At 59.1% G+C, this 22,739-nt stretch carries 17 protein-coding genes; 9 read left to right on the forward strand and 8 right to left on the reverse strand.

From position 1 onward, the window contains the following. Nucleotides 1–49: 49 nt before the first annotated feature. Nucleotides 50–910: a sugar phosphate isomerase/epimerase family protein gene (locus BDD14_RS17200; RefSeq protein ID WP_130419873.1), complete on the forward strand. Its 861-nt coding sequence runs from the start codon at nucleotides 50–52 to the stop codon at nucleotides 908–910. 55 nt (nucleotides 911–965) lie between these two features. Here the strand turns inward: BDD14_RS17200 and BDD14_RS17205 are convergent, their stop codons facing one another. Next, nucleotides 966–2,264 carry an ABC transporter permease gene (locus tag BDD14_RS17205; RefSeq protein ID WP_130419874.1) on the reverse strand — a complete coding sequence of 433 codons (1,299 nt, stop codon included), beginning with the start codon at nucleotides 2,262–2,264 and terminating at the stop codon, nucleotides 966–968. A 196-nt stretch (nucleotides 2,265–2,460) separates the two neighbouring features. Between BDD14_RS17205 and leuB the strand changes: the two genes are divergently transcribed. Next, nucleotides 2,461–3,573: a 3-isopropylmalate dehydrogenase gene (gene leuB, locus BDD14_RS17210; RefSeq protein ID WP_207231762.1), complete on the forward strand. Its 1,113-nt coding sequence runs from the start codon at nucleotides 2,461–2,463 to the stop codon at nucleotides 3,571–3,573. Between the two features lie 253 nt (nucleotides 3,574–3,826). Then, the gene (locus tag BDD14_RS17215) at nucleotides 3,827–4,132 is read left to right on the forward strand and encodes a hypothetical protein (protein ID WP_130419875.1); all 306 of its coding nucleotides are present in this window, start codon (nucleotides 3,827–3,829) and stop codon (nucleotides 4,130–4,132) included. A gap of 14 nt (nucleotides 4,133–4,146) precedes the next feature. Here BDD14_RS17215 and BDD14_RS17220 read toward each other — a convergent pair whose 3' ends face one another. Continuing rightward, nucleotides 4,147–4,929: an SDR family NAD(P)-dependent oxidoreductase gene (locus BDD14_RS17220; RefSeq protein ID WP_130419876.1), complete on the reverse strand. Its 783-nt coding sequence runs from the start codon at nucleotides 4,927–4,929 to the stop codon at nucleotides 4,147–4,149. Nucleotides 4,930–5,159: 230 nt separating this feature from the next. Between BDD14_RS17220 and BDD14_RS17225 the strand changes: the two genes are divergently transcribed. The 3 genes from BDD14_RS17225 (at nucleotide 5,160) to BDD14_RS17235 (ending at nucleotide 9,762) form a co-directional block, all read left to right on the forward strand. Next, entirely contained in the window at nucleotides 5,160–6,656 is a 1,497-nt protein-coding gene (locus tag BDD14_RS17225; protein WP_130419877.1) for a CehA/McbA family metallohydrolase, read from the forward strand. A 93-nt stretch (nucleotides 6,657–6,749) separates the two neighbouring features. Next, nucleotides 6,750–8,111 (forward strand): alkaline phosphatase family protein, encoded by a 1,362-nt coding sequence (locus BDD14_RS17230; protein ID WP_130419878.1) that lies wholly within the window; start codon nucleotides 6,750–6,752, stop codon nucleotides 8,109–8,111. A gap of 106 nt (nucleotides 8,112–8,217) precedes the next feature. Next, on the forward strand, nucleotides 8,218–9,762 hold the full coding sequence (locus tag BDD14_RS17235) for a CoA-acylating methylmalonate-semialdehyde dehydrogenase (RefSeq protein ID WP_130419879.1): 1,545 nt from the start codon (nucleotides 8,218–8,220) through the stop codon (nucleotides 9,760–9,762). A gap of 270 nt (nucleotides 9,763–10,032) precedes the next feature. On the opposite strand, the gene BDD14_RS17240 is transcribed toward BDD14_RS17235, so the two are convergent. Beyond that, nucleotides 10,033–10,701 carry an HAD family hydrolase gene (locus tag BDD14_RS17240; RefSeq protein ID WP_130419880.1) on the reverse strand — a complete coding sequence of 223 codons (669 nt, stop codon included), beginning with the start codon at nucleotides 10,699–10,701 and terminating at the stop codon, nucleotides 10,033–10,035. Between the two features lie 650 nt (nucleotides 10,702–11,351). Between BDD14_RS17240 and BDD14_RS17250 the strand changes: the two genes are divergently transcribed. Then, entirely contained in the window at nucleotides 11,352–13,106 is a 1,755-nt protein-coding gene (locus BDD14_RS17250; RefSeq protein WP_130419881.1) for an MOSC and FAD-binding oxidoreductase domain-containing protein, read from the forward strand. A gap of 811 nt (nucleotides 13,107–13,917) precedes the next feature. Here BDD14_RS17250 and BDD14_RS17260 read toward each other — a convergent pair. Both BDD14_RS17260 and BDD14_RS17265 read right to left on the reverse strand, forming a co-directional pair. After that, nucleotides 13,918–14,235 (reverse strand): protease inhibitor I42 family protein, encoded by a 318-nt coding sequence (locus BDD14_RS17260; protein ID WP_165420119.1) that lies wholly within the window; start codon nucleotides 14,233–14,235, stop codon nucleotides 13,918–13,920. Nucleotides 14,236–14,348: 113 nt separating this feature from the next. Continuing rightward, the gene (locus BDD14_RS17265) at nucleotides 14,349–15,155 is read right to left on the reverse strand and encodes a C1 family peptidase (protein ID WP_130419883.1); all 807 of its coding nucleotides are present in this window, start codon (nucleotides 15,153–15,155) and stop codon (nucleotides 14,349–14,351) included. 525 nt (nucleotides 15,156–15,680) lie between these two features. Here BDD14_RS17265 and BDD14_RS17270 point away from each other — a divergent pair. Both BDD14_RS17270 and BDD14_RS17275 read left to right on the forward strand, forming a co-directional pair. Then, the gene (locus BDD14_RS17270; protein ID WP_130419884.1) at nucleotides 15,681–17,516 is read left to right on the forward strand and encodes an ABC transporter ATP-binding protein; all 1,836 of its coding nucleotides are present in this window, start codon (nucleotides 15,681–15,683) and stop codon (nucleotides 17,514–17,516) included. Between the two features lie 152 nt (nucleotides 17,517–17,668). After that, nucleotides 17,669–18,490, forward strand: coding sequence for a DUF899 domain-containing protein (locus tag BDD14_RS17275; protein WP_130419885.1), 822 nt, complete (start codon nucleotides 17,669–17,671; stop codon nucleotides 18,488–18,490). Nucleotides 18,491–18,615: 125 nt separating this feature from the next. On the opposite strand, the gene BDD14_RS17280 is transcribed toward BDD14_RS17275, so the two are convergent. From BDD14_RS17280 to BDD14_RS17290, 3 genes are all read right to left on the reverse strand, one after another. Continuing rightward, complete coding sequence (locus BDD14_RS17280) at nucleotides 18,616–20,256, reverse strand: tetratricopeptide repeat protein (protein WP_130419886.1); 1,641 nt, start codon at nucleotides 20,254–20,256, stop codon at nucleotides 18,616–18,618. A 278-nt stretch (nucleotides 20,257–20,534) separates the two neighbouring features. Next, the gene (locus tag BDD14_RS17285) at nucleotides 20,535–21,893 is read right to left on the reverse strand and encodes an aminotransferase family protein (protein ID WP_130419887.1); all 1,359 of its coding nucleotides are present in this window, start codon (nucleotides 21,891–21,893) and stop codon (nucleotides 20,535–20,537) included. A gap of 61 nt (nucleotides 21,894–21,954) precedes the next feature. Next, nucleotides 21,955–22,677, reverse strand: coding sequence for a GntR family transcriptional regulator (locus BDD14_RS17290; protein ID WP_130419888.1), 723 nt, complete (start codon nucleotides 22,675–22,677; stop codon nucleotides 21,955–21,957). Nucleotides 22,678–22,739 lie beyond the last annotated feature (62 nt).

The raw sequence follows: 22,739 nt of genomic DNA on the forward strand, positions 1-22,739 counted from the left end.
GCTAAATGAAATCTTCACACCCGGGTCTGTTGTAGTCTTCTAATTCAGGATGCAGCCCGGAATCTCCACTCACGTCTTTCTCTCTCAGCGGCTTCACCCAGGCCTGCTCGATGCCTTGCAGCGCAGCGGGGCTCGTACCATCGAGCTGTTTGCCGCACGCCATCACTTCGACTACACGGATCGCGCCGTGGTTCGAGAGTTTGCCACCTGGTTTAGCGACACCGGGGTTGGGGCGACGCTTCACCAGCCCATCTATACGCTGGAGCAGTCAGAGAACTGGTCGCGTCATGTCAGCCCAACGCTCTCCTTGATTGCCCCGGAAAAAACACACCGCATCGAAGCAATGGACGAGGTCAAGCGGGCCCTGGAGCTGGCCGAGCAGATATCGATTTCGGCGATCACGCTTCACCTCGGAGTGAAGGATGACCCCTGGGACGAGAGAGCGATCGAGAACTCGTTGACGGCAATCGAGCACATCAAGACCTTCGCTCGTCCCCTTGGGGTCAAGGTGCTGCTTGAGAATCTGCAGAACGAGGTGACTACGCCGGAGCATCTGCTCGAGATCCTCACCATCGGCCACTTCGACAATATCGGCATCACGCTCGACGTAGGGCACGCCAACCTCAGCGATAGTGGCCTGGATCATGCCTTTGAGCTGTTACGCTCGCGAATCAGCGAACTGCATTTGCACGACAACCATGGGCTGCGCGACGATCACCTTTGGCCCGGATCGGGAGACATCGACTGGACGAACCTCGCTCGCCTCGTTTCCACACTCCCGGCAGAGGTTCCCGGCATCCTGGAGATTGCCTATGAGTTGAATGAGACGACAGAGTTGGTCGTCTCGAGAGCCACGGAGAGCTTCTCGAAGCAAGCCAGGATTGACGAAACGCTCCAGGAGTCCGTCTGACCTGCCGTGCGGATTCGCAGCTGGCCTGAGCTTGCGGAATCTTCGAACCTGAAACTTACTCGTATTTGAGAGTCTGGACGGGGTCCAGGCGCGCGGCGCGGTTGGCGGGAAGAGTTCCAAACAACACACCGACGACTACGGCGGTTCCCAGGGCCACAACCGCAGACCACGATGAGACCGGAATCTTGAACGGCGTAAGCAAGCTGACGGAGAGCGGAATCGCGAGACCGAGGAGGGTCCCGATCAGGCCTCCGCTAAGCGAAAGAAAGACTGCTTCCGTAAGAAACTGCAGCCGGATCTCGTGACTCGTGGCGCCCAGGGCCTTGCGTATGCCGATCTCGCGAAGACGCGACTGCACGTTCGCCAGCATGCTGTTCATGATGCCGACGCCGGAGACGATCAGGGTAATCGCCGCCGCGAGCGTGAGCACAATCGTCAGCATATTCGCGATCTGCGCCATCACGCTGAGAACCTGCGCAAGGTTGAAGGCCGTGTAGACCGATGTAGGCCGATGGCGGCTTTTAATAATGTCAAGAATCTCCTGAGACGCCGGAATCACCATGCTCGTATCTTTCATCGTGAAGAAGATCTGCTTCACGGTATCGGTCCCGGTAAAGTAGCGAGCCACCGGGTAGGGAATCAGAATCGTCTGATCGCTGATCTCCGATTGGCCGAAGGTTTCGACACTCTCCTTGAAGACGCCGATGATCGTAAACGGGACTCCGCGAAAGCTGATCGTCCGCCCCACCGCACTCTGAGCGCTCCCAAACAACAGCTTGGCGAACGGAAGAACGATGAGAGCTACCTTGGTGTGGGTAATCGCATCCTGATCATCGAAGAATCTTCCGGCGAGAACAGCCAGGTTCCGAACCTGCTTATATTGCGGCGAGACCCCAAGGATCATCGTGTCCTTGACGATGCCGCCGCCGATGCTGAGGCGGTCGTGATCTTCCAGCATCGGAGACGAGGCGATGATGCCCGGAACCTGTTCGACGACGGCGTTCATGTCGTCGCGCGTCATGAAGTCGGGAGTGCTGGTATTGTCCGGGCCGACTAAGCTGCCGCCGTTATATTGCATCTCGATCATGTTGGGACCGATCGAGGAGATAAGCTTGAGCGCGTAATCCTTGCCGGTAAGCCCGAGCGTATAGACGAGAATGATCGAGGCTGAGCCGATGATCATGCCCAGCATGGTCAGCAGAAAACGAACCTTGCTGGCCTTGAAGCTGTCGACTGCGAGCTTGACCACCTCGCTGAACATCATCGTCCTTCGGGCGCTCTGCAGCGTCCGCTCGAAGGAGCTTATCCTCGCCTTGGGAGGTGCGACGGGTTGGGGAAGATTTGCGGTCGCCATCAGCGTAATTCCAAAAGATTAGACGCTTCCCAGTATCGCAGCGGTGCATGCTTTTCTGCTACTTTTCGAGCATCATTGCCAGGACTCAAGAGAGACTCCTTCAGCGATCCTCAGGCATGCTCAACTGCTCCAGGTTGTGGGTCGTCTTCGCGCCCGCAACCATATGCAGGATAGTCTTTACAGTGAGGAGGTGTTCGTGAGTCAATCGTCCTTTCGAATTCTGGTACTGCCCGGCGATGGCGTCGGCCCAGAGGTCATGGAACAGGCCGTTCGCATCCTGAAGCACGTTGAGGCGCAATCAGACACCCATTTCGACCTGGAATACGCTCTCGCCGGTGGTTGTGCCATCGACGCGCACGGCACACCGCTGCTGGACGAGACCATGGAACGCGCACGAGCCTCTCACGCCGTGCTTTTCGGTTCGGTCGGCGGTCCGAAGTGGGAGGGCCTTGGCTTCAACCTTCGTCCTGAGATCGCCATCCTCCGGCTCCGCAAGGAGTTGAATCTCTTCGCCAATCTGCGTCCCGCCACCCTCTTTACCCCGCTGATCGATGCCAGCACGCTTAAACCGGAGGTCATCGGCGGGCTCGACCTCATGATCGTCCGCGAGTGTGCCGGGGGCCTCTACTTCGGCGAGCCCCGCGGTATCGAGACCCTCAGAAACGGCGACAAGCGCGGCTTCAATACTGAAACCTACTCCACCCAGGAGATCGAGCGCGTCGGTCGCGTGGCGTTTCAACTGGCTAGCGATCGACGCAACCAGGTCTGCAGCGTAGAGAAAGCTAATGTGACCGAGAGCGGCCTGGTCTGGCGCGAGGTGATGAGTGCGCTGCACGCGCGCGAGTTTCCCGATGTCACCCTCCGCCACATGTACGCCGACAACTGCGCCATGCAGCTGGTGCGCGCGCCCCGGCAGTTCGACGTGATCGTCACCGGTAACATGTTCGGCGACATCCTCTCCGACCTCGCTTCGATGCTCACCGGCAGCCTCGGCATGCTACCTTCGGCGACTATCGGCGCCACAAAGGCGGAACTCTTCAATCCCGCCATATACGAGCCTATTCATGGTTCCGCGCCGGACATCGCAGGCAAGGGCATCGCTAATCCGATGGCGCAGATTCTGAGCGTCGCCATGATGCTTCGCCTCTCGCTCGGCATGCCGAAGCAGGCCGCGCAGGTCGAGCAGGCTTGCATCGACGCGCTTGCCGCAGGCGCCAGAACACCCGATCTTGGCGGCGATTTCTGCACCGAGCAAGTGGGAAACGCGATCCTCGCACAGCTCGAGCGCCTTACGTCATCCGCAGTTTGAATTGCATGATTCTCAGGATTGGGTATATGCTCCTACGCATGAATGGCGCGGCCAACCTCGGCTCTCAGGCTTCACGACGAGCTAGTATTGCTGCGTCCAGAATCATCTCGATTCGGTCCATTATTTCGCCCATCTCAGGTGGTGGCGTAACGTAATCCTCCGAATCAATCCGGAAGTTCACGAATCCCGCCACAGCCGATGCTCTGGCGGGATTTTTCTTTTTGTTTCTAAAACCACAAGGGGGAAAAAAGAAATGGCATGGACCTATCGAATCACCGCTGCGGCTCGACCGAGGTTGGCGATGCGGGTAGCGCAGATCTTCGACCAGCACCTGCTTGAGGTGGAACATTTCCATCTGGTACGGGAAGATGCGGTTACCACCATCCGCATCTCGGTGGACTGCGGCGAGCCGATCGCGCACAGGATCCATGCGAAGCTCTATCGTCTGACCGATGTGGTGCGCGTCGATCTGGCAAGCGGGACGCCGCAGGGCGCAATCGGAGAGCTCCGTAACCCGAGCTCTCCCTCGTACCTCGATCCCCTCGGCCCTCAGCCTTAGAGTCCTTGAGCGTCTTAGAGCGGCGGCGTGAAGCGTCCATCGACAGCCGTCCATCCGCCATCGACGATAGTCAGGGTTCCCGTTGCGAACGACCCCGCATCGGAGGCCAGGTAGACCACCGCTCCCGCCATCTCATGCGGCTTCGCCCAGCGGCCCAGCGCACTCTTATTCGCGTATGCGCTGTACCAGTCCTTGTTGGCCGCGATGGGTGCGGTCAAAGGCGTATCGACGACGCCGGGCCCGATAGCATTCACGCGAACACCATGCGGTCCAAGTTCAGCGGCCAGCGTTCGGCACATCTGCAGCACACCGGCTTTGGTCGCGGCATAAACACCCTGTCCCGGCTCGACCGTCAGCGCGCGGATGCTCGCAAACGTGATGATGCTTCCTTTGCCACGGGCTTTCATGTTGCGTCCTGCGGCGGTAATCAGGCGGAAGGTTCCTTTGAGGTTGAGCGTCATCACCCGGTCGAACTCTTCCTCGCTCATGTTCAACAGCTCTTTGCGAACGTTGATGGCTGGAGTGCTGACCAGAACGTCCAGATCGGCAAGCCCATCGAATGTCTTTGTGACGGCAGCTCCATCGCGCATGTCGAACGGAATCGCCTCTGCACTTCCACCCGCGTTTTTGATGTCATCGACAACCTTCTGCGCGCCTTCGAGGTTTAGATCGCCGCACAGAACGTGTGCCCCATGGGCTGCCAATCCGTGCGCGGCCGCCTCGCCAATGCCGCTGCCTGCTCCGACGACGAGTGCCTTCTTGCCTGTGAGATCGAAGAGTTTTCTGTAGTCGTACAAGACGCTGCTTCCTTTCCAAAGAGAGTTCCTGCAGAAGTGGGGTACGCTTTCCGCCTATGGTCACAAGATCTCTGCGGAAGCGCAATGGTCCTTACTCTAAACCCACGGTTGGTGTTTTATGCAAATCGCTCTCAGGTCGGCCAGAAGAAAACGGCTGCGAAAGGGGCAGCTGGTATGCTGCAACCCAGATTCGTTCCAGCTCCAAAATCTCCGCGTTGAGGGTTCGTGTCATGCCTTCTGTCTCCCCGCGTCCGTCTCGGTCTGTCTGCGTCCTCTTTGCCGCCGCGTTGTCGCTGGCTGCGACAACCCTCCGTGCACAGGCGGCTCACGCACACGATCCGTCGCTCGACATCGAGCTGCACGGAACCATTACCCCCGAGAAGATCGGTACGCACGAGACCCAGACCTTTCAGATGCCACAGGGAATCGAACGCATAGAAGTCGAGCTCGAATCGCCCGGTTTTCAAAAGGGCATGTACGTCACAGTCGGAATCTTCGATCCAGAGCGTTATCGAGGAGAAGGTCGCGCGAAGTTCAGCATCTCGACTGTGACCGCGACCGGGCCCTATATGCCCGGCCCGCTGGTGCCAGGGACGTGGAAGGTCTCCTTCGGATTCAACTACGTCGCACCCGGCGCGCACGGCGACTACACGTTGCGCATTCATCTTTCGCGTCAGCTCGATCCCACTCACTACATCGCGTTGAACGCCAAACCAGGCTGGTACATGGGAGATCTGCACTCCCACACCGGGAACACGGACGCCGTGTGCAAGAGCCAGTCCGGCAAGGATGTCCCCTGTCCTGTGTGGAAGCTGCTCGAGGCTGCCGCCTCCCAAAAACTCGACTTCCTCGCCATCACCGACCACAACACGCAGGCGACGTTCAACGAGATGGGACAGGTGCAGCCCTACTACGACAAGCTCCTGCTGATAGCCGGCGAGGAGGTAACCACCGTTCGCGGCCACACCAACGTCTGGGGAACGATCGGTTTCCTCGACTACCGCGCTGCCGACAAGGGATTCACCGTCAACGACCTCTTCGATCAGGCACATGCTCAGCACGCGTTGGTCAGTATCAACCACTCGTACTGGCCGTGGGATGGCCATTGCCCTGGCTGCGGATGGGGATGGGCTCCCATCACCGACTACTCGAAGGTCGATGCAATCGAGGTCATCAACGGGTACCACGAGCACGGATCATGGTTCACCCCGCCGCCTGGAAACGGCATTCCCCTGTGGGAGGCGCAACTGGCCAAAGGCCTGCGGCCAACTGGCGTCGGTGGAGGAGACGAGCATCGCGGCGGCGAACAGCTCTCCCTGCACGACGGAGTCGGAATCCCAACCACGGTGGTCTATGCGCGTGAGCTCTCGCAGCCCGCGATCCTCGAAGGAATCAGGGCAGGGCATGTCTACGTCAAAACCCATGGTCCCGATGGACCGGAGCTTCTGCTCAACGCTGGCCCGGCCATGATGGGCGATGAAGTGAAGGCTGCCTCGGGAAGTACAGTGAATTTCACCATCACCACGAGCGACAACTCAGGAGCCCGGCTGCGCCTCTATCTCGACGGCAAAATTGTCGAATCCGAACCCGCCCTCTCAAGTGGCAAGGCGAGTTATCGCTGGACCTCGGACGGAAAGCGCCACTGGCTCCGAGCCGAGTTGGTGGACGGCGCGCCAGGAAGCGATGCAATCGTGTTGACGAATCCTATCTACCTGAATTGGAAGTAGTTATTTTTCGGTATACCGACTGTTGACTTAAAATCTGCAGCTGCCTACGATGAAGTCCTCTCGCGTCTATAGTCGGCACTCGGCAGGAGAACCATGCTCCGGTCCATCTCGCTCAGTCTCTCGCGGTTCTCCGCGGCGATCATCCTGTCGGCTGTTTCCTGCGTTTCGTTGCGTGCGAAGACCCCTGAAACCAGGCAGGTCATCCTGATCTCGGTCGACGGTATGACTCCCGTCGAGTACGAACAAGCCGATGCGCACGGCCTCAAGATTCCAAATATCCGTGCGCTGATGAGCTCCGGTTGTGCTTCCCCAGGAATCATGGGAGTCTTTCCCGCGAGCACCTATCCCAGCCACACCTCGATGATCACGGGACAACCACCGGCAGTACATGGCGTCGTTAGCAATACGCCATTGGACCCATTCAACCTTGAGTTCGGCGGCTGGTACTACTATGCGGAAAAGATCAACACACCTACGCTTTGGCAGGCGCTGCACACCGCGCATTTAAAGACGGCGGCAGTCTCCTGGCCAGTGACCGTCGGTGCGGACGTGGACTACCTTCTCCCAGAATACCGTCCCGTTCGTACCGGCGAAGATATAGCGCTCATGCGCGTCCTCTCGACGCCCGGGCTCTTTCGCGAGATGCAGACCGAGAACAAAACTGCGCGGCCCATGTCGGACGACTGGCGCACCGACGCGGTCATCGCAATCCTGCGTACCCGCAAGCCATCGCTGCTGGCGCTTCACCTCAGCGAGCTGGATGAGGCACAGCACAAGTACGGCCCCTACACCCCAGAGTCGCACGCGGAGCTGGAGCGGATCGACAGCCAGATCGGAAGGATTCGCTTCTACGTCGAAGAGTCCGGGCGAACGAAAGAGACCTCGTGGATTCTCGTCTCCGATCATGGTTTTCTGCCGGTTACGACCCTCTTCCATCCCCTCATCGCACTCAGAGAAGCAGGACTACTGACTACCGACAAGAACGGGCGCCTGACCGATTGGAAGGTGTACCAGCGAAATCTCACTGGTTCTGTCTTCTTCGAAGCGAAGGACCCGAACGATCGCGCCAGCATCGAGAAGGCGACCGAGATCCTGAGGGCGCTGGCGGCTGATCCCGCGAATGGAATCGCCCATGTGTACACTCCCAACGATTTGAAGGCACTGGGTGCCGATCCGCTGGCGTTTCTGGCATTTGACCCGGCAAAGGGGTTTGGATTCGGCAGCAATCTCACAGGACCGCCAGTGACCGCTTCAACCAGTAAGGGTGCGCACGGCTATAATCCGCAGGTGCCGGAGATGCACCCCTCCTTCATCCTCTCCGGCGCAGGCGTCGAGAAGTGCAGCTCGCTGGAGGGGGTTTCCACTGAAGATGTCGGCCCCACTGCGGCGGCGCTGCTGGGAGCGACAATTCCGAACGCGAAGGGTCATGATGTAGGTCGGCTGGCAAAACATTAGATGTTGTTGCGTATTATGCAACTAGATTTGACTATCAAGCAATTTCGTATCTATTTTAGAAGGCGGATAGAGAGTGATTCGCATCTTAGAGAATTGAGGTTTCCCCATGTCATCGACGGTAGTAGCACCTGAGGTCAAAAGCACGGAGAGCTCGAAGCTGCGTGAGATTACGCACTGGATTGGCGGTCAGAAGGTAGCTGGTGAATCGGGCCGTTTCGGTGACGTTTACAACCCCGCCACGGGCCACGTGCAGGCAAAGGTCCCGCTGGCAAGTGGCGCGGAGTTGAACAAGGCTGTTGCTGCTGCGAAGGCCGCTTTCCCTTCCTGGTCCGCTCAGCCACCTCTACGGCGAGCGCGCGTCATGTTCCGCTTCCGCGAGCTGTTCGAGCAGAACATGGACCGGTTTGCCGAGATCATCACCTCCGAGCACGGCAAGGTCTTCTCCGATGCAAAGGGCGAAGCAACTCGCGGCCTTGAAGTGGTCGAGTTCGCGACAGGAATTCCTCACCTTCTGAAAGGCGAGTTCTCAGAGCAGGTCGGTCCAGACATCGATACCTGGTCGATGCGTCAACCGCTGGGCGTCGTTGCAGGAATCACGCCGTTCAACTTTCCGGCGATGGTTCCCATGTGGATGTTCCCGATCGCGCTGGCGTGCGGGAATACCTTCATCCTGAAGCCGAGCGAGCGCGACCCGAGCGCATCCGTGTTGATTGCTGAACTGTTGAAGGAAGCCGGGCTTCCGGACGGCGTCTTCAACGTGCTGCATGGTGACAAGGAGTCCGTGGATGGGCTGCTTGAGCATCCTGACATCAAGGCGGTGAGCTTCGTCGGCTCGACGCCGATCGCGGAGTACGTCTATGCGAAGGGAACCTCGCATGGCAAGCGTGTCCAGGCGCTCGGCGGAGCGAAGAACCACATGATCGTGATGCCGGATGCTGATATGGACCAGGCCGCGGATGCGCTGGTGGGAGCGGCCTACGGCTCCGCGGGCGAGCGCTGCATGGCGATCTCGGTCGCGGTCGCGGTCGGTAACGAGACGGCCGATGCGCTCAGGGCGAAGGTGATCGAGCGCATCGATAAGCTGAAGGTGCTTCCGGGAATGGAAAAGAACTCGGACATGGGGCCGCTGGTCACGAAGATCCACCTGAATCGCGTCGCTGGATACCTGGAGACAGGAACGAAGGAGGGCGCGGAGCTGGTGGTGGACGGTCGCAAGGGCGCGCTTCCCAAGGGCGAGGGCTTCTTCATGGGAGCAACGCTGTTCGATCACGTGAAGCCGGAGATGCTCATCTATAAGGAAGAGATCTTCGGGCCGGTGCTCGGGCTGGTGCGGACGAACAACTTCAAGACGGCGATGGAGCTGATCAACGAGCACGAGTTCGGCAACGGCACCTCCATCTTCACTCGTGACGGCGATACGGCCCGTGAGTTCGCGCATTCGGTGCAGGTTGGAATGGTTGGCGTGAACGTTCCGATTCCGGTTCCGATGGCGTTCCACAGCTTCGGTGGATGGAAGCGGTCGCTATTCGGCGACCACTCGATCTATGGACCGGAGGGCGTGCGGTTCTACACGCGGATCAAGACGATTACGGCGCGGTGGCCTACGGGCATCCGGGCCGGGGTCGATACGACGATGCCGACCCTGGGGTAGCCCGGTATCGTTTTTGTGCAAAATATTGATTTTGAATAACTTAGGTGTGGATCATCGTGCCAAGTTGTTCATTTCAGACGGCATTGCAGGTAAAATATTGAATAGAAACAGGATATTCCTTGAAAAGCCCCGATCGATCGGGGCTTTTCCCATTGCGATGGGAAGTCTCTCGGTTTTCTTTATTTTAAGGATAGCAAGTGGATGGAAACTAATCGGCAGCGATGATCCTTTTTGCAATCAACGAGATCACTCCGTTCGGGGCTTGACACGCTAGGAGAGCGTGACAAAAGCGCTGTGGTCGAAGTTGCTGAGGAGATCGGAGACATCTTTATAGACCTCGATGCAACCGGCGTCGTAGAGCTCCTGTTGGCTCCACCCGCCGGTGGTGACCCCGATGGTGCGGACTCCGGCCCTTCCAGCGGCTTCGGCGTCCCAGGGGGTATCGCCAAGAGCGAGCACGCTGGCGGGTTTCGCGCCCAACCTGCGGAGGGCGGTCTCGAAGATGTCGGGGTGGGGCTTCGAACGGTCTACATCGTCGGCGGTGGTGGAGATGTCGACCAGGTCGGAGACGCGAGCGATGGCCTTATAGGTTTCGAGCTCGTCCTTATTGGCGGAGGAGGAGAGCGCGATTTTGATGCCCGATTTCTTCATGCGATGGAAGAGCTCCCGGGTACAGGGGAAGGCCTCGACTTTTTCGAGGTAGTCCTGCTGGAAGACGAATTTTCGGTAGGCCTTGAGCGGCTCTTCGAGGATGCGGCGGCGCCAATACGGAACGAAGACGGGGATGAGTTCGTCGCCGCCCTTGCCGATCTGGCGGCGGATGACCTCGACGTCAAGGTCGATGCCGCCGACGGAGAAGGCGTCTTGCCAGGCGGAGGCGTGGAGCCAGTTGCTTTGAACGAGGGTGCCGTCGATGTCGCTCAGAACTGCTTGGACCATGGGTGCCTCCGGGCTTCAGGTGAATGAGATGCGGATTCGCCTGCAGCGATGAAGGTGTGATTGGTTTTCGCCACGGATGGGTGGAGATCAGGCGTTCGGGTCCGGAGGTTCGGGCTGGTAGGGACCGCCGGGGACTCCCCAGTTCCAGGAGGGCATGGGAGCTTCGGATACCGGAGTTTCGGGGGAAGTGCGGAGCTACTGAATGCAATCAATTCTGGCACCCAGTGCAGCGTTATGCTGCCACGAAGTGCAAAGTTATGCTGCCATTTGGTGTAACGGAATGCTGCCACCTTCGGCGATCACAGATGGGTGTGCAAATATCAACCACGCCGAAGGCGGGTGGCGCCGCAACCGCGGTTCGATCAGGACGTGGTCGGAGTTATGGCTGGAGAGTAAGGTGCGGTTTTGCCGACTACACAGCAGTGATCCTTGAAAGCGACCTGCCCTTCAGGGTTCGCCGGATTTCTAGACATAGATCACCGCACCCAACAAATGAAATTATAGCTGCGCTTCATCAGGCTATTTATCATGTGTTTCTATTAGCAGTACTCCCTCACCCTCAGGTATAGGACAGCTGCCTGGGAGGATCATAGAAACACACAGTTCATCGGAAACAAATTCGCTGTATCTGCAGCGTGGGAGGCCAAAAGATGAATTCGCTTATCTCCGTGAATGTCGGTCTTCCACGCGACGTCGACTGGCAAGGCAAGATGGTCCATACCGCTGTCTGGAAGCGATCAGCACCAGGCAAGGTGATGGCGCGTCATCTTAATCTCGATGGCGATGGGCAGGGCGACCTTGGAGGACACGGCGGAGAGCACCGCGCCGTAATGGTGTATCAACTCGACTCTTATCGCTACTGGGAGACTTACCTTCAGCGGCATGACTTTGAGTACGGTCAGTTCGGCGAGAACCTGACTGTTGATGGCCTGACCGATGATGAAGTCTGCATTGGTGATCGCTACCGGATCGGTGGTGCGCTGTTCGAAGTGACGCAACCACGAGTCACCTGCTATCGCGTCGGCATACGGATGAATAACCCGCAGATGCCCGCACTATTGGTTTCGCATAAGCGACCGGGCTTCTATTTCCGTGTGATTGAGGAAGGAGAGATCGGCGCAGGAGATGAGATCGTGAAGGTCGCGGATGGACCAGAGCGTGTCAGTGTCGCCGAAATCGATGCGCTGCTTTACTTGCCTGACCATCCGCGCGATCAACTGGAACGTGCCCTTCGCGTTCCTGCACTCAGTGCAGGCTGGAAAGAATCGTTGGAAGCTCTGGTGGGGACCGACAAGCAGGGTGGCAATGCCGGCCTCGCCCCATCCTCTGCACCGCCGCCGGCGTGGAGCGGATTTCGGTTACTTCGAGTGGCGGCGGAGCGGCGAGAGAGTGTTGACGTGCTCTCCTTTATTCTCGAGTCGGAGGATCGGAGCCCATTGCCGGCGCCTCTTGCAGGTCAATTTCTGGTCTTCAAGCTCGAACTCGACAAGAACTCAGCTCCAATCTTGCGAAGTTATTCGATGTCTGGTCCGCAGAGTGCAGGAACCTATCGCGTCAGCGTGAAGCGTGCTGATGGTGCAGGCAGCCGCTACTTTCATGAACGCATTCAGGTTGGCAAACTACTTCAGGTGAGCGCACCGAGGGGCAGCTTTACACTTGCACCGAACGACAGACCCGTAGTGCTGCTGAGCGCGGGTATCGGGGCGACGCCGGTGCTCTCCATGCTTTACAAGCTTGCGTCGACAGATGCAAATTCCAAGCGGGAGATTTGGTGGTGTTACGGAGGACGCAACGGCAGAGAACACCCATTCGCGGTGGAAGCACGGGAGCTTTTGAAGGGTCTTCCCCAGAGCCGTTCGTTGGTCGCCTATAGCAGGCCAGAGGATGGAGATCGGCTGGGGAAGGACTACGACGTTTACGGGCACCTGAATCTCTCATTATTGGAACAGCGCGACATACCGAAAACAGCGGACTTCTATCTGTGTGGGCCTGCCGCTTTCCTTGCGGATTTCACTATGGCGTTGAAGGCCTGGGGTATCGCTGATTCCTGCATTCATTCAGAAACCTTCGGCACGGAATCATCAATAACACCCGGAATCGCGAGCGTTACCTCGCCGCCGCCTCATCAACCCATCGGAACCATTGGTACCGGCCCGAAAGTCTTCTTCACACGCAGTGGTCTCACAGTTCCATGGAACTCGCAGTATGGAAGTCTTCTCGAATTCGCTGAAGCTTGCGATATTCCTGTCAGATGGTCTTGTCGGACGGGTGTCTGTCACACGTGCGAGTCCGGGTTGATCGGCGGCAAAATCAACTATGCGCCGGAGCCGCTTGATCGGCCCTCCGATGGAAACGTTTTGATCTGTTGTTCGACTCCCTTGTCAGAGATCGAATTGGATCTTTGACAAGGGGGTGCATTTGAGATCTGTATCAACGTCCTAAAGGCCAGAACGCTCAATCCCGGATGTTAGGCGTGCCCCGAGTCATCGTGGCATTCGCATGCGAACCGTACTACCAAATCGCTCAACGCCCAACGCCGAGTAATAAATATCAGGCCACGGCCTGACCATCTCCGTTGTTGAGAATCGCCCTCCCATTCAGTGAGAACTCGAAGAAGTTTGGGAACAACTTCACAGCGTTTTGTAATGTTGGCGAGTGACGGGCCATCCGCACCTTGCTGCTGTTTACTCCGACCGGAGTCGCCATCCCGCCGCAGACAGCTGGATTTGGCAATCGAGACCGATTCGGATTGAATGAGAAGATTGGATTGTACTGAGCGGCAGGATAATTTTTTTATGCATTGGGAATGCTGCCAATGGCAGCATAATCTTGCCCTCAGTGGCAGCATTCCATTGCAACCAGCAGAGTTGACGACAGCGAGGCGCGAGCCCAACTAGAGGTAAGCCACGAGGGCGGAGCGGAACTCAGGGTCGCAGGGAAGGTTCTGTTCGTCGGCGGTCTCGAGGAGGAACTGGGGCCAACGCGTGGGATTCTAGCGCGGGAAAAGGGTTCGCGCTCTCGCGCGAAAATCCCACTCATGCGATGAGGCCGCATGAATGGGGCACCCGGCACGTGGCTACTGAGTTCAATGGGTTTATCGGGACACGTTCGCCTGAAGAGGTGCGGCTGTGGTGATTCGACTGGCGAAGCTGGAGAGCGATGGACCGACAGGGCTTGTGTTTGAGGATGACGTGCAGCTGGCCTGGTGACCGTCACTCAAGAGGCGTCGACCTTCACCTCGAAGCGTTTAGTTACCCCGGCTTCGCCCTCCCATCGTCGCCAGTTTTTCAGGCGGAGTGTGGCGCTACCCTTCGCGATGACCTTGATCCGGAACTGCGCATCGCCTCCGGATCCCACAGTCCCGGAGGGATAGTCGGCAGTTGCACCGGCGAGCTCGAACAGATGCAGGTCGAGGCCGTCAGGCTCCCAGCGATAGCCGGTGGTGGCATTCTCCGGGAGATGAATCTCGATTGTGTCTCCCATCTGCGCGCGCACATGTCCGCCATCGTCGCGTTGGGTCAGCATGATTGCCATCGGCGCCCTCCTCGGACCTGCAGGCGCATTGCCGTCCGGAACATGGCTACATGCCCCGAACAGCGCCGTTATCCCGGCGACCGCAGCCACGCGGATGCTACGCATCGTATCGGTTAGAGCGTAACCCCATAGCTCTCGTTATAGAAGCCCTCATTGATATACGCTTCGCTTGCATAGGCGAAGCCCTTGTCTCCCCAGGTAGTTCCCCAGCTATTGCGGACGATAAAGCGACCGGCGGCAGTGTAGCCGACTACCGCCACCGCATGTCCCCCGCGCGCCGTGTCGGGCAGAAACGTGTCGAGATTTCCCCCGGTAGCGGTGGCGTTGTCCCACGTATGGTCGACGTTGAGCCCGACCAGGATCGGTCCGTGCTGGTTGAGCCACGCGCGCCAGTTGGGCAGGTTGCGCTGCAGGTTGAAATACGCGGCGATCTTGCGCGTAGCCGCGGTGGCAAAGAACGTGTCCTCGTCGTCGGTATACATGGCCGTGGAGATGGTGAACGGGAGCAATGTCTCCGGCACGGCGCCGAATTTGCGCAGGATATCGACTGCGGCCTTCAACGTGGTGCCGGCTCCCTCGATCATCGTCTCGGGGCGCGATGTGAACGCGTCGGTCTCTTTGCTCGCCATCCATGTAAAGCGCGGCGAGAGCTTGGCGGTCTTTGCCAGCCGGCTGGCCGTCACGAACATGTAGCGCGCAACGGCGTCGGTCGAGCCCCAGCCGACGCACGAGCCAGTGTCCTTCTGATTGCCGATGTCCCACCAAGACTTGCGGAGATCGAGGCTGGCGGGAAGTGCCGCCCGCGCTGCCAACGCCCCTGATTCGACCGCCGTTTGAAATTGCCAGTCCATCTCCGTCTTAACCGACGGTTTAAGATTACAGATGCGTTCCTGCTCAGGGCGCCGCTTCTTAGCTGCCATGGTCAATTCTCCTTCAGATTTCGCGTCATAAGACTCGGCCCGGTAGAGACATCAACCCAAGGTGATTGCCCGTTTGGTTTGCCAGTCTACTCCGAAAGAGAAAAATCCGCCTGCAGACAAAATTTAATCTCGGATTGAAATCCCAACGACCCCGCGGCGCATGGCTGCCATCCGTCTCGTTCTGAGCCCTCTCCTGCCCTGCATTTTTCGTGACGAACTGCAGTGGTTCTGCACGCTGGCCGTGCTAAAATTTAGTCTCACTTCAGCCGAAAGGAAGGACCCTGATGATATTTATCCAGCGCTCTATGCCCCGCTATCTTGCAGGCCCCGCGCGGTTCGTCCTTCCTGACATGGCTACCGCGTAACCCGCTTCCACCGAGCATCCTGAACCTGTTGCATTCCGTGGCTCTTGCCATGCGAGTCTGCGTTCTGCACTTCCGGTGCTCGCACTCTTCCTTAGATCAATAGCCTGCCGTTCTTCGGCTGGCCTGGCCGCGGACTCGCTTCGTCCGCACATGGGATGAAATGACTTCCTCTCGTAACTCCGCTATTCGTGATGTGCTCGCGTTCCTGTTTCGCCATTGGCGACGCGAGAAGACGATGGTCGCTTTTACCGCAGCCAGCATGGCGGCGGCAACGGTTGCCGACCTGCTGATGCCGCTGTACTCCGGCCGCCTGATCGACGCGATCGCGGCTCCGGCGGCGGTGCGTTCTGCTTCGATTCACACTGCGCTGCACACCGTGGTGCTGATGGCCTGCATGGGCGTGCTGCTGGTCGCGGGGCGACATGCGGGCTTTCTCGGCATCGTGCGGCTAACGCTGCGGCTGATGTCGCGCTTTGCGGACGATGCCTTCTGGCGGGTGCAGCGATTCTCGACGGACTGGCATGCGAACAACTTCGCGGGCTCCATCGTTCGTCGCGTGACGCGCGGCATGTGGGCTACCGACCTGATGAACGACACGCTGCTGCTGGCCCTGTTGCCGGCGGTCCTGGTGTTGATCGGCTCGTCGGTGCTGTTGGGAATGCACTGGCCCATGATGGGTGCGATCGTCGCGATTGGCGCGGTGTTTTACATCACGCTGTCCGTTACGCTTTCACTGCGGTTCGTGGCTCCGGCGGCCCGGCTGTCGAATGCGCAGGATACGCGCATCGGCGGCGCCATGGCTGATGCGATTACCTGCAATCCGGTGGTGAAGGCATTCGGCGCCGAGTCGCGGGAGGATCTGCGTCTGCGCCAGGTGGTCGGCAAGTGGAGGCTTCGCACCTTTCGGACATGGACGCGAGGTACCTGGAGCGGCACCTTGCAGTTGCTTGTGTTGCTGGGGCTGCGCGTCGCGGTGATTCTTTATGCGCTGCTTCTGTGGTGGCAGCGCAGAGCCACGCCGGGCGATATCGCGTTTGTGCTGACCAGCTATTTCATTATTCATGGCTATCTGCGCGATATTGGCCAGCATGTGGCCAACCTGCAGCGCAGCGTGAACGACATGGAAGAGATGGTGGCGCTCGAATCGCTGCCGCTTGGCATCGCGGACAAGAAAGAGGCGCGGCCGATTCGCGTTGTCGAGGGCGACATTCGTCTCGATCGGGTTACCTTTCGATACGGAGCGCACACGACTCCGCTGTTTGAAGACTTCTCGCTGCATATTCCAGGAGGGCAGCGCGTCGGCCTGGTTGGACATTCGGGCTCGGGCAAGACGACCTTCGTGAAGCTGCTGCACAGGCTGTATGACATCACGGAGGGCCAGATCCTGATCGACGGGCAGAACATCGCCGATGTTACGCAGGACTCGGTGCGCTCGCAGATGGCGCTGGTTCCGCAGGAGCCGATCCTGTTTCACCGCTCGCTTGCGGAGAACATCGCTTATGGTCGTCCGGCTGCGACCCGGCGGCAGATCGAAGAGGCCGCTCGTCTGGCGCATGCAGAGGAGTTCATCCTTCGTCAGCCGAAGGGATACGCCACGCTGGTCGGCGAGCGCGGCGTGAAGCTGTCGGGAGGGGAGCGCCAGCGTATTGCGCTGGCGCGTGCCTTCTTGGCGGATACTCCGGTGCTGATTCTCGATGAGGCTACATCGAGTCTCGATTCTGAATCGGAGGCGCTGATTCAGGAGGCGACGGAGAGGCTGATGGTCGGTCGGACCGCCATCGTTATTGCGCATCGGCTTTCGACGGTGCGCATGCTCGATCGCATTCTGGTCTTCGATCATGGAGAGATCGTCGAAGAGGGAACGCATGAATCGCTGGTGACCGAGCACGACGGGACTTACAAGCGGCTGTTCGACCGGCAGGCGTTGGGCCTGCTGGTGGGGACCGAGGCTATGCCGGAGACGTACGAGTCACAGGATGAGGCGCTGTTTGGATAGAAGGGAGGAGATGCCCTGCGATGACGACCTTTCACGTGGGAATGGATGGCAGTGATGCCTTTTGACGCTCAGTTTGTGACGAAATGGGGTTGGGCAGGGAAACGGCTGAAGGCGGCTTCGTCGTCCAAACTTGAGCGTAAGGAGGATTGACGATGAGTGATGGGAATGATCCGAAGGCAGCCGCGGCGATCGCGGAGGAGAGGCGGCGAAACGAGGAGGCCGTGGAGCGACATACTGTGGTCTCCGAAGAGGAGTGGCTGAAGCAGCGGCTGGCCCTGATGGAGAAGGAGAAGCAGTACATGCGGATGGGCGATGAACTGGCCGCGGAGATGCGGGCGCTGCCATGGCTGAAGGTCGAACAGAGTTACACGTTCACGTCGCCGCAAGGAGACCTGACGTTCGGGGATCTTTTCAGGGGGCACAGTCAGCTGTTCCTCAAGCACTTCATGATGGAGCCGAATCAGGAGTGGCAGTGCCCGGGCTGCTCGCTGGAGTCGGACCATGTGGATGGTCTGCTGCCGCATTTCGAGCATCACGACATGTCGTATGTAGCGGTGTCGCGAGCGCCGATCGAGGAGATTGAGGTAGTACGGAAGCGGATGGGGTGGAAGTTCTGCTGGGTCTCGTCGTACAACTCGGACTTCAACTACGACTTCCATGTGTCGTTCCGGCCGGAGGAGGTGGCGGCGGGAAAGACGATCTATAACTTTCGCGAGAGGAAGATTGGCCCGGAGACCTTTACGCTTTCGGGCCACAGCGTGTTTTACAGGAACGCAAAGGGCGAGATCTTCCGAACATACGGTACGTTTGGCCGTGGCAGTGAGCAGTTCATGGGGATCTATGGCTACTTCGACGTTCTGCCGAAGGGGCGCGAAGAGTATGGGCCGCATCACTCGCTTCCGGACTGGGCGAAGGTGCATGACCAGTACGAGTCGAGTGGGGATCAGGGGAGCTGCGGCTGTGCGCATGGATAGCGGATGCAGGTGGGCGAGCCACAGGTTCTCGACTTTCGCTGCTCTGCGGTTGAAATAACGCGAGCTTCAGCGTGTTTGGCTGAAACGTAGACACCGTTGTAGAACTCTTAAGGTTTCGTGGACTCTTACAACGTCGCGATGTTTAAAGTTGTGTCGGCCTTTTGCCAGGCTTTCTTGAACTCCGCTTCGGTCTTCGCGGCTTCTGCTGTCTGCTTCTGATCAAGCTGACTTTGCCAGAGACCGTAGAGAGAGCGTCCGTTGCCGGGATTGATCTCAAGGTCGCGGCGGAAGACGGCCTCGGCTTCTGCGGGCTTGTGAGCGCGGAGGAGTGCACCGCCGAGAGATTCGCGGACGGGGTAGTACCAGTCGGCGGGTTCGTTGTAGAGGAAGGTGTCGTTGAGGGCGACGGCCTTGCGCCAGGTCTCGATGGCCTGGGTGAGGTTCCCTTGTGCCTCCTGAATGCGCGCGTCGAGGACGTCGAGGGCGAGCTGCAGGGCGGACTTTGCGGGATTCAGAAAGTCGGGGATGGCGTCGGCAGGGAGAGTGTCGATCCTTGCGGCCAGAGCGGCGCGCTCCTTGAGCGCTTCGGGAAGCTGATGCTGCGCGACGAATGCGTTGCCGCGCGCGTAGTGCCAGAAGGCGGTGAGGTCCTTGAGACGCGGTTCGGGCATGGGTGAGGCGAGGATGGTCTTCCACTGCTGGAAGCGTGTGAGCATCCAGGGCTGGGTGGGCGTGAACCACTCGGTCTCTGGGTGTTCTTTGGTTGCGGGAAGCACCTGTGAGACGAGCTCGGCGGCGGCTTTCTGGGTGCAGGCGTTGTTGCCTTCCATCGCGCAGGCGGCCGCGAGGAAGTGGATGTTATGGACGTAGTACATGTTGTAGTACATGTTCGTCACGGATTCGAGATGTTGCGACTTGAAGTAGGCTTGATCGGCGGCGACGGCGCGTACGTTCGCAAGCTCGGAGCCAGAGAAGTTTCCGGTGCGCTGATAGGTGTGCGCGGGCATGTGGACGAGATGGCCGGCGGCCGGGGTGGCGTCTTCGAGGAACTTCGCGGAGGCGAGGGCGACCTCGGGGTGCGGTGAGGACTCGGTGGCGTGGATGAGGAGATGGTTCGCACCGACGTGGTTCGGGTCCTTCTTGAGAACGGCCTGAAGAGTTGAGACGATCTCGTCGGTGTGCGGCGCTGCGCTGCCGTCGGGGTTCCAGAGCTTCCAGGGATTGAGATCCATGAGCGCCTCGGCGTAGAGGGTGGCGGCGTCGAGGTCGTTGGGATAGCTGGTGGTAATGGCCTTCATGGCCTGGGCGTACTCGTTGCCGTGCACGACGATGTTGTCGCCGGTTCCGCTGTAGCGCGCAGAGAGGGCACTTATATAGTCGCGTTCGGGCTGCGTCTGAGCGAGGGATCGCGCCCTGGCCAGCGCGGTCATGGCCTGCTGGGCGCGGACGTGGCCGATGTCGATGTCGTTGTAGTTGGGACCGACGGCGAGGGCGACTCCCCAGAGAGGCATGGCGGCGGTGGGATCGAGGTCGGCGGCCTTCTGGAAGGAGCGGCGGGCCTCGTCGTGGTTGAAGGCCCAGATGTAGTCGAGGCCCTGGTTGAAGTACTTCTGGGCTTCAGGGGTGGCGATCCGAATGGGATGGTTGGAGTTGCCGATGCCGGTGACGAGTGGGACGGGACGGTGATCATCCTCGTGCGACATCTGCATCGTCATCTGGGCGAAGAGGGGGGAGGAGAGGAGAAGAGCAGCAGTGAAGAGCTTCATGGGCGGCCTCGTGTTGATGATGGTGTTGTGGCTCGATTCACAATGGCCCGGGCGAAGGCCCTTTTGCTGTGGTTGATCCTTGAAGGATAGCTCCTATTCTGAAGAGCAGAAGTAGTTGTCGATCTGGGCAATCCGTGGCGGGCAGGCGAACTGCTGAGATTCTTCGCTTCGCTCAGAATGACGACTCAAAAAATAAGCAGAGACAAAAGCAGAAGCAGCTATGGGCGAGTTGACGTCGATGAGCCCAGGTCTCAGAAGCGAGACCTGGGTTGCCCCCTCTACGCTACGCTTGGCTGCTCGAGCAGACTGTCAGCCATGACGAGGGCGCTGTCGAGTGCGGCTACGGCCTTGTCGATGTCTTCCTTCTCGACGATGAGCGGTGGAGCGAGGACGAAGTGGCTCATCCAGGCCTGCATGACCACGCCTTCACCGAGCATCCTGGCGGCGATCTGCTCGACGACGATGGGCTTGCCGTCGAGTTTTTCCTGCCAGGTGTTGAAGGGCGTCTTCTCCTTCTGGTCCTTTACGAGTTCGACGGCCCAGAAGAGACCGATGCCGCGAACGTCGCCGATGGAGGGATGTTTTGGCTTGAGCGCGTTGAGCTTTTCGCCGAGGTACGCGCCGATCTCGTTGGCACGATCGACGAGGTTGAGGCGGCGCATCTCACCGATCGTGGCCACGGCGGGGCCGAGGGTCATGGGGTGCGCCTCGTAGGTGTGGCCGTGGGCGAAGTAGTTGTCCTCGAAGAAGTCGGCGATCTTCTGCGTGGTGGCGCAGAGGCCGAGTGGAACGTAAGCGGAGGTGATGCCCTTGGCGGTGGTGAGGATGTCGGGCTTGAGATCCCAGTTGTCGATAGCGAACCATTTGCCGGTACGGCCCCATCCGCTCATCACTTCGTCGGCGATCAGCAGCACGCCATGCTTATCGCAAACTTCGCGAAGCTTCTTGAAGTAGCCCTTGGGCGGAATGAGGACGCCGTTGGTTCCAACGACGGGTTCTACGATGACGGCGGCGACGTCGCCTTCGTTGGCGATCATGTAGTCGAGGTAGTCAGCGCAGGCGATTCCGCACTCGGGATAAGAATGCTTCAGGGGGCATTTGTAGCAGTTGACCTCGGGCGAGAAGATGATGCCCTGGCCTTTGCCGCGCGGCTCGATGGGCCAGCGGCGGGGATCGCCGGTGGCGGCAATCGACATGGCGGTAGACCCGTGATAGCTGCGATAGCGGGAGATGATCTTGGTCTTGCCGGTGTACATGCGCGCAATCTTGAAGGCAGCTTCGTTGGCGTCGGTTCCGGAGGTGGTGAAGAAGAACTTGGTGAGTCCTTCAGGCAGGACCTCGAGCAGGAGCTTCGAGAGCTCGGCGCGCGCCGTGGTGGCGTAGAAAGGCGCGGCGTAGGCGAGGGTCTCGGCCTGCTTCTTGATGGACTCGATGACGGCCTTGTTGTTGTGGCCGAGGTTCGAGCACATCAGCTGCGAAGAGAAGTCGAGAAATTTCTTGCCGTTGCCGTCGGTGAAGTAGCAGCCATCCGCGGAGACGAGGTGATTGGGGTTCCAGAACTTCTGTTTGCGCCAGGTGCCGTAGTTATGGTCTTTGGTGAGCTGGATGACTTCCTGAGAGGTGAGCTGTTCTGACATATGGCTCCGTACTGCGAGGTGAAATATTGATAGCGCTCCGAGGGGGAAGGCTGATGAGGTTTTAGACGCGGCGGGCGCGGGAACGGGTGTTGGTGATGGTTCCGTCGAGGGAGCTGTTGGCATCGAAGACTGCCTCACCGAAACGGATCGCACTCATCAGGAGGCTGGCACTGCGTTCCATGGCCATACGGATGTGCTCGCTAGCTCGACAGCGCGCCTCGACGACGTCGCGGTCGCGGATGGCATCAACGATGCGAATGTGTTCGGCGACGAGTGCGGGACCGTAAGAGTCGAAGGGCAGGCCGAGGTAGAAGAAGCGCATGAGCCGGATGTGAATATTGCTCACCAGTTCAAAGAGTCGCTTGTTACGCGTGGACTGCGCGATAAGGGTGTGGAGCTGGTAGTTCGTCTGGATGAACTCGCGGTAGCTGGTGCGATCGCCGACGCGATACTCATAGGTTGCGAGATTCTTCATCTCGTCCAGTTCTTCGGTGTTGGCGCGCTCTGCGGCGAGGGCCGCGGCCTCGGGTTCGAAGATGAGCTGCATCTCTTCGAGATCGTGGAACTCAGCGACGGAAAGCGGCGCGATCATATAGCCGCGAAAGGGGATGATGCGAATCAGGCCCTCATGCTCAAGACGTCGGCAGGCTTCGCGAACGGGAGTGCGGCTGGCGGTGTAGAGGCGGCCAAACTCCGCCTCGGAAAAGGCACGCCCGGGAGTGAGTTCGCACTCAACGATGTCCTGACGCAGCTTACGATAAAGGGGTTCAACTATGCTTTCCATTTGTGACTCCACGGAGGAAGCTGAGTGTGTGCGACAAGCTCAGTAAGAATAAACGCGCCCCG

This window comes from Edaphobacter modestus, assembly GCF_004217555.1.
Lineage (GTDB): Bacteria > Acidobacteriota > Terriglobia > Terriglobales > Acidobacteriaceae > Edaphobacter > Edaphobacter modestus.

What these genes read in the sequence shown, in the direction of transcription:
- BDD14_RS17200 (WP_130419873.1), top strand. Translation starts at nt 50, where the DNA reads ATGCAGCCCGGAATCTCCACTCACGTCTTTCTCTCTCAGCGGCTTCAC.
- BDD14_RS17205 (WP_130419874.1), bottom strand. Translation starts at nt 2,264, where the DNA reads ATGGCGACCGCAAATCTTCCCCAACCCGTCGCACCTCCCAAGGCGAGG.
- BDD14_RS17215 (WP_130419875.1), top strand. Translation starts at nt 3,827, where the DNA reads ATGGCATGGACCTATCGAATCACCGCTGCGGCTCGACCGAGGTTGGCG.
- BDD14_RS17225 (WP_130419877.1), top strand. Translation starts at nt 5,160, where the DNA reads ATGCCTTCTGTCTCCCCGCGTCCGTCTCGGTCTGTCTGCGTCCTCTTT.
- BDD14_RS17230 (WP_130419878.1), top strand. Translation starts at nt 6,750, where the DNA reads ATGCTCCGGTCCATCTCGCTCAGTCTCTCGCGGTTCTCCGCGGCGATC.
- BDD14_RS17235 (WP_130419879.1), top strand. Translation starts at nt 8,218, where the DNA reads ATGTCATCGACGGTAGTAGCACCTGAGGTCAAAAGCACGGAGAGCTCG.
- BDD14_RS17240 (WP_130419880.1), bottom strand. Translation starts at nt 10,701, where the DNA reads ATGGTCCAAGCAGTTCTGAGCGACATCGACGGCACCCTCGTTCAAAGC.
- BDD14_RS17250 (WP_130419881.1), top strand. Translation starts at nt 11,352, where the DNA reads ATGAATTCGCTTATCTCCGTGAATGTCGGTCTTCCACGCGACGTCGAC.
- BDD14_RS17260 (WP_165420119.1), bottom strand. Translation starts at nt 14,235, where the DNA reads ATGGCAATCATGCTGACCCAACGCGACGATGGCGGACATGTGCGCGCG.
- BDD14_RS17265 (WP_130419883.1), bottom strand. Translation starts at nt 15,155, where the DNA reads ATGGCAGCTAAGAAGCGGCGCCCTGAGCAGGAACGCATCTGTAATCTT.
- BDD14_RS17270 (WP_130419884.1), top strand. Translation starts at nt 15,681, where the DNA reads ATGACTTCCTCTCGTAACTCCGCTATTCGTGATGTGCTCGCGTTCCTG.
- BDD14_RS17275 (WP_130419885.1), top strand. Translation starts at nt 17,669, where the DNA reads ATGAGTGATGGGAATGATCCGAAGGCAGCCGCGGCGATCGCGGAGGAG.
- BDD14_RS17280 (WP_130419886.1), bottom strand. Translation starts at nt 20,256, where the DNA reads ATGAAGCTCTTCACTGCTGCTCTTCTCCTCTCCTCCCCCCTCTTCGCC.
- BDD14_RS17285 (WP_130419887.1), bottom strand. Translation starts at nt 21,893, where the DNA reads ATGTCAGAACAGCTCACCTCTCAGGAAGTCATCCAGCTCACCAAAGAC.
- BDD14_RS17290 (WP_130419888.1), bottom strand. Translation starts at nt 22,677, where the DNA reads ATGGAAAGCATAGTTGAACCCCTTTATCGTAAGCTGCGTCAGGACATC.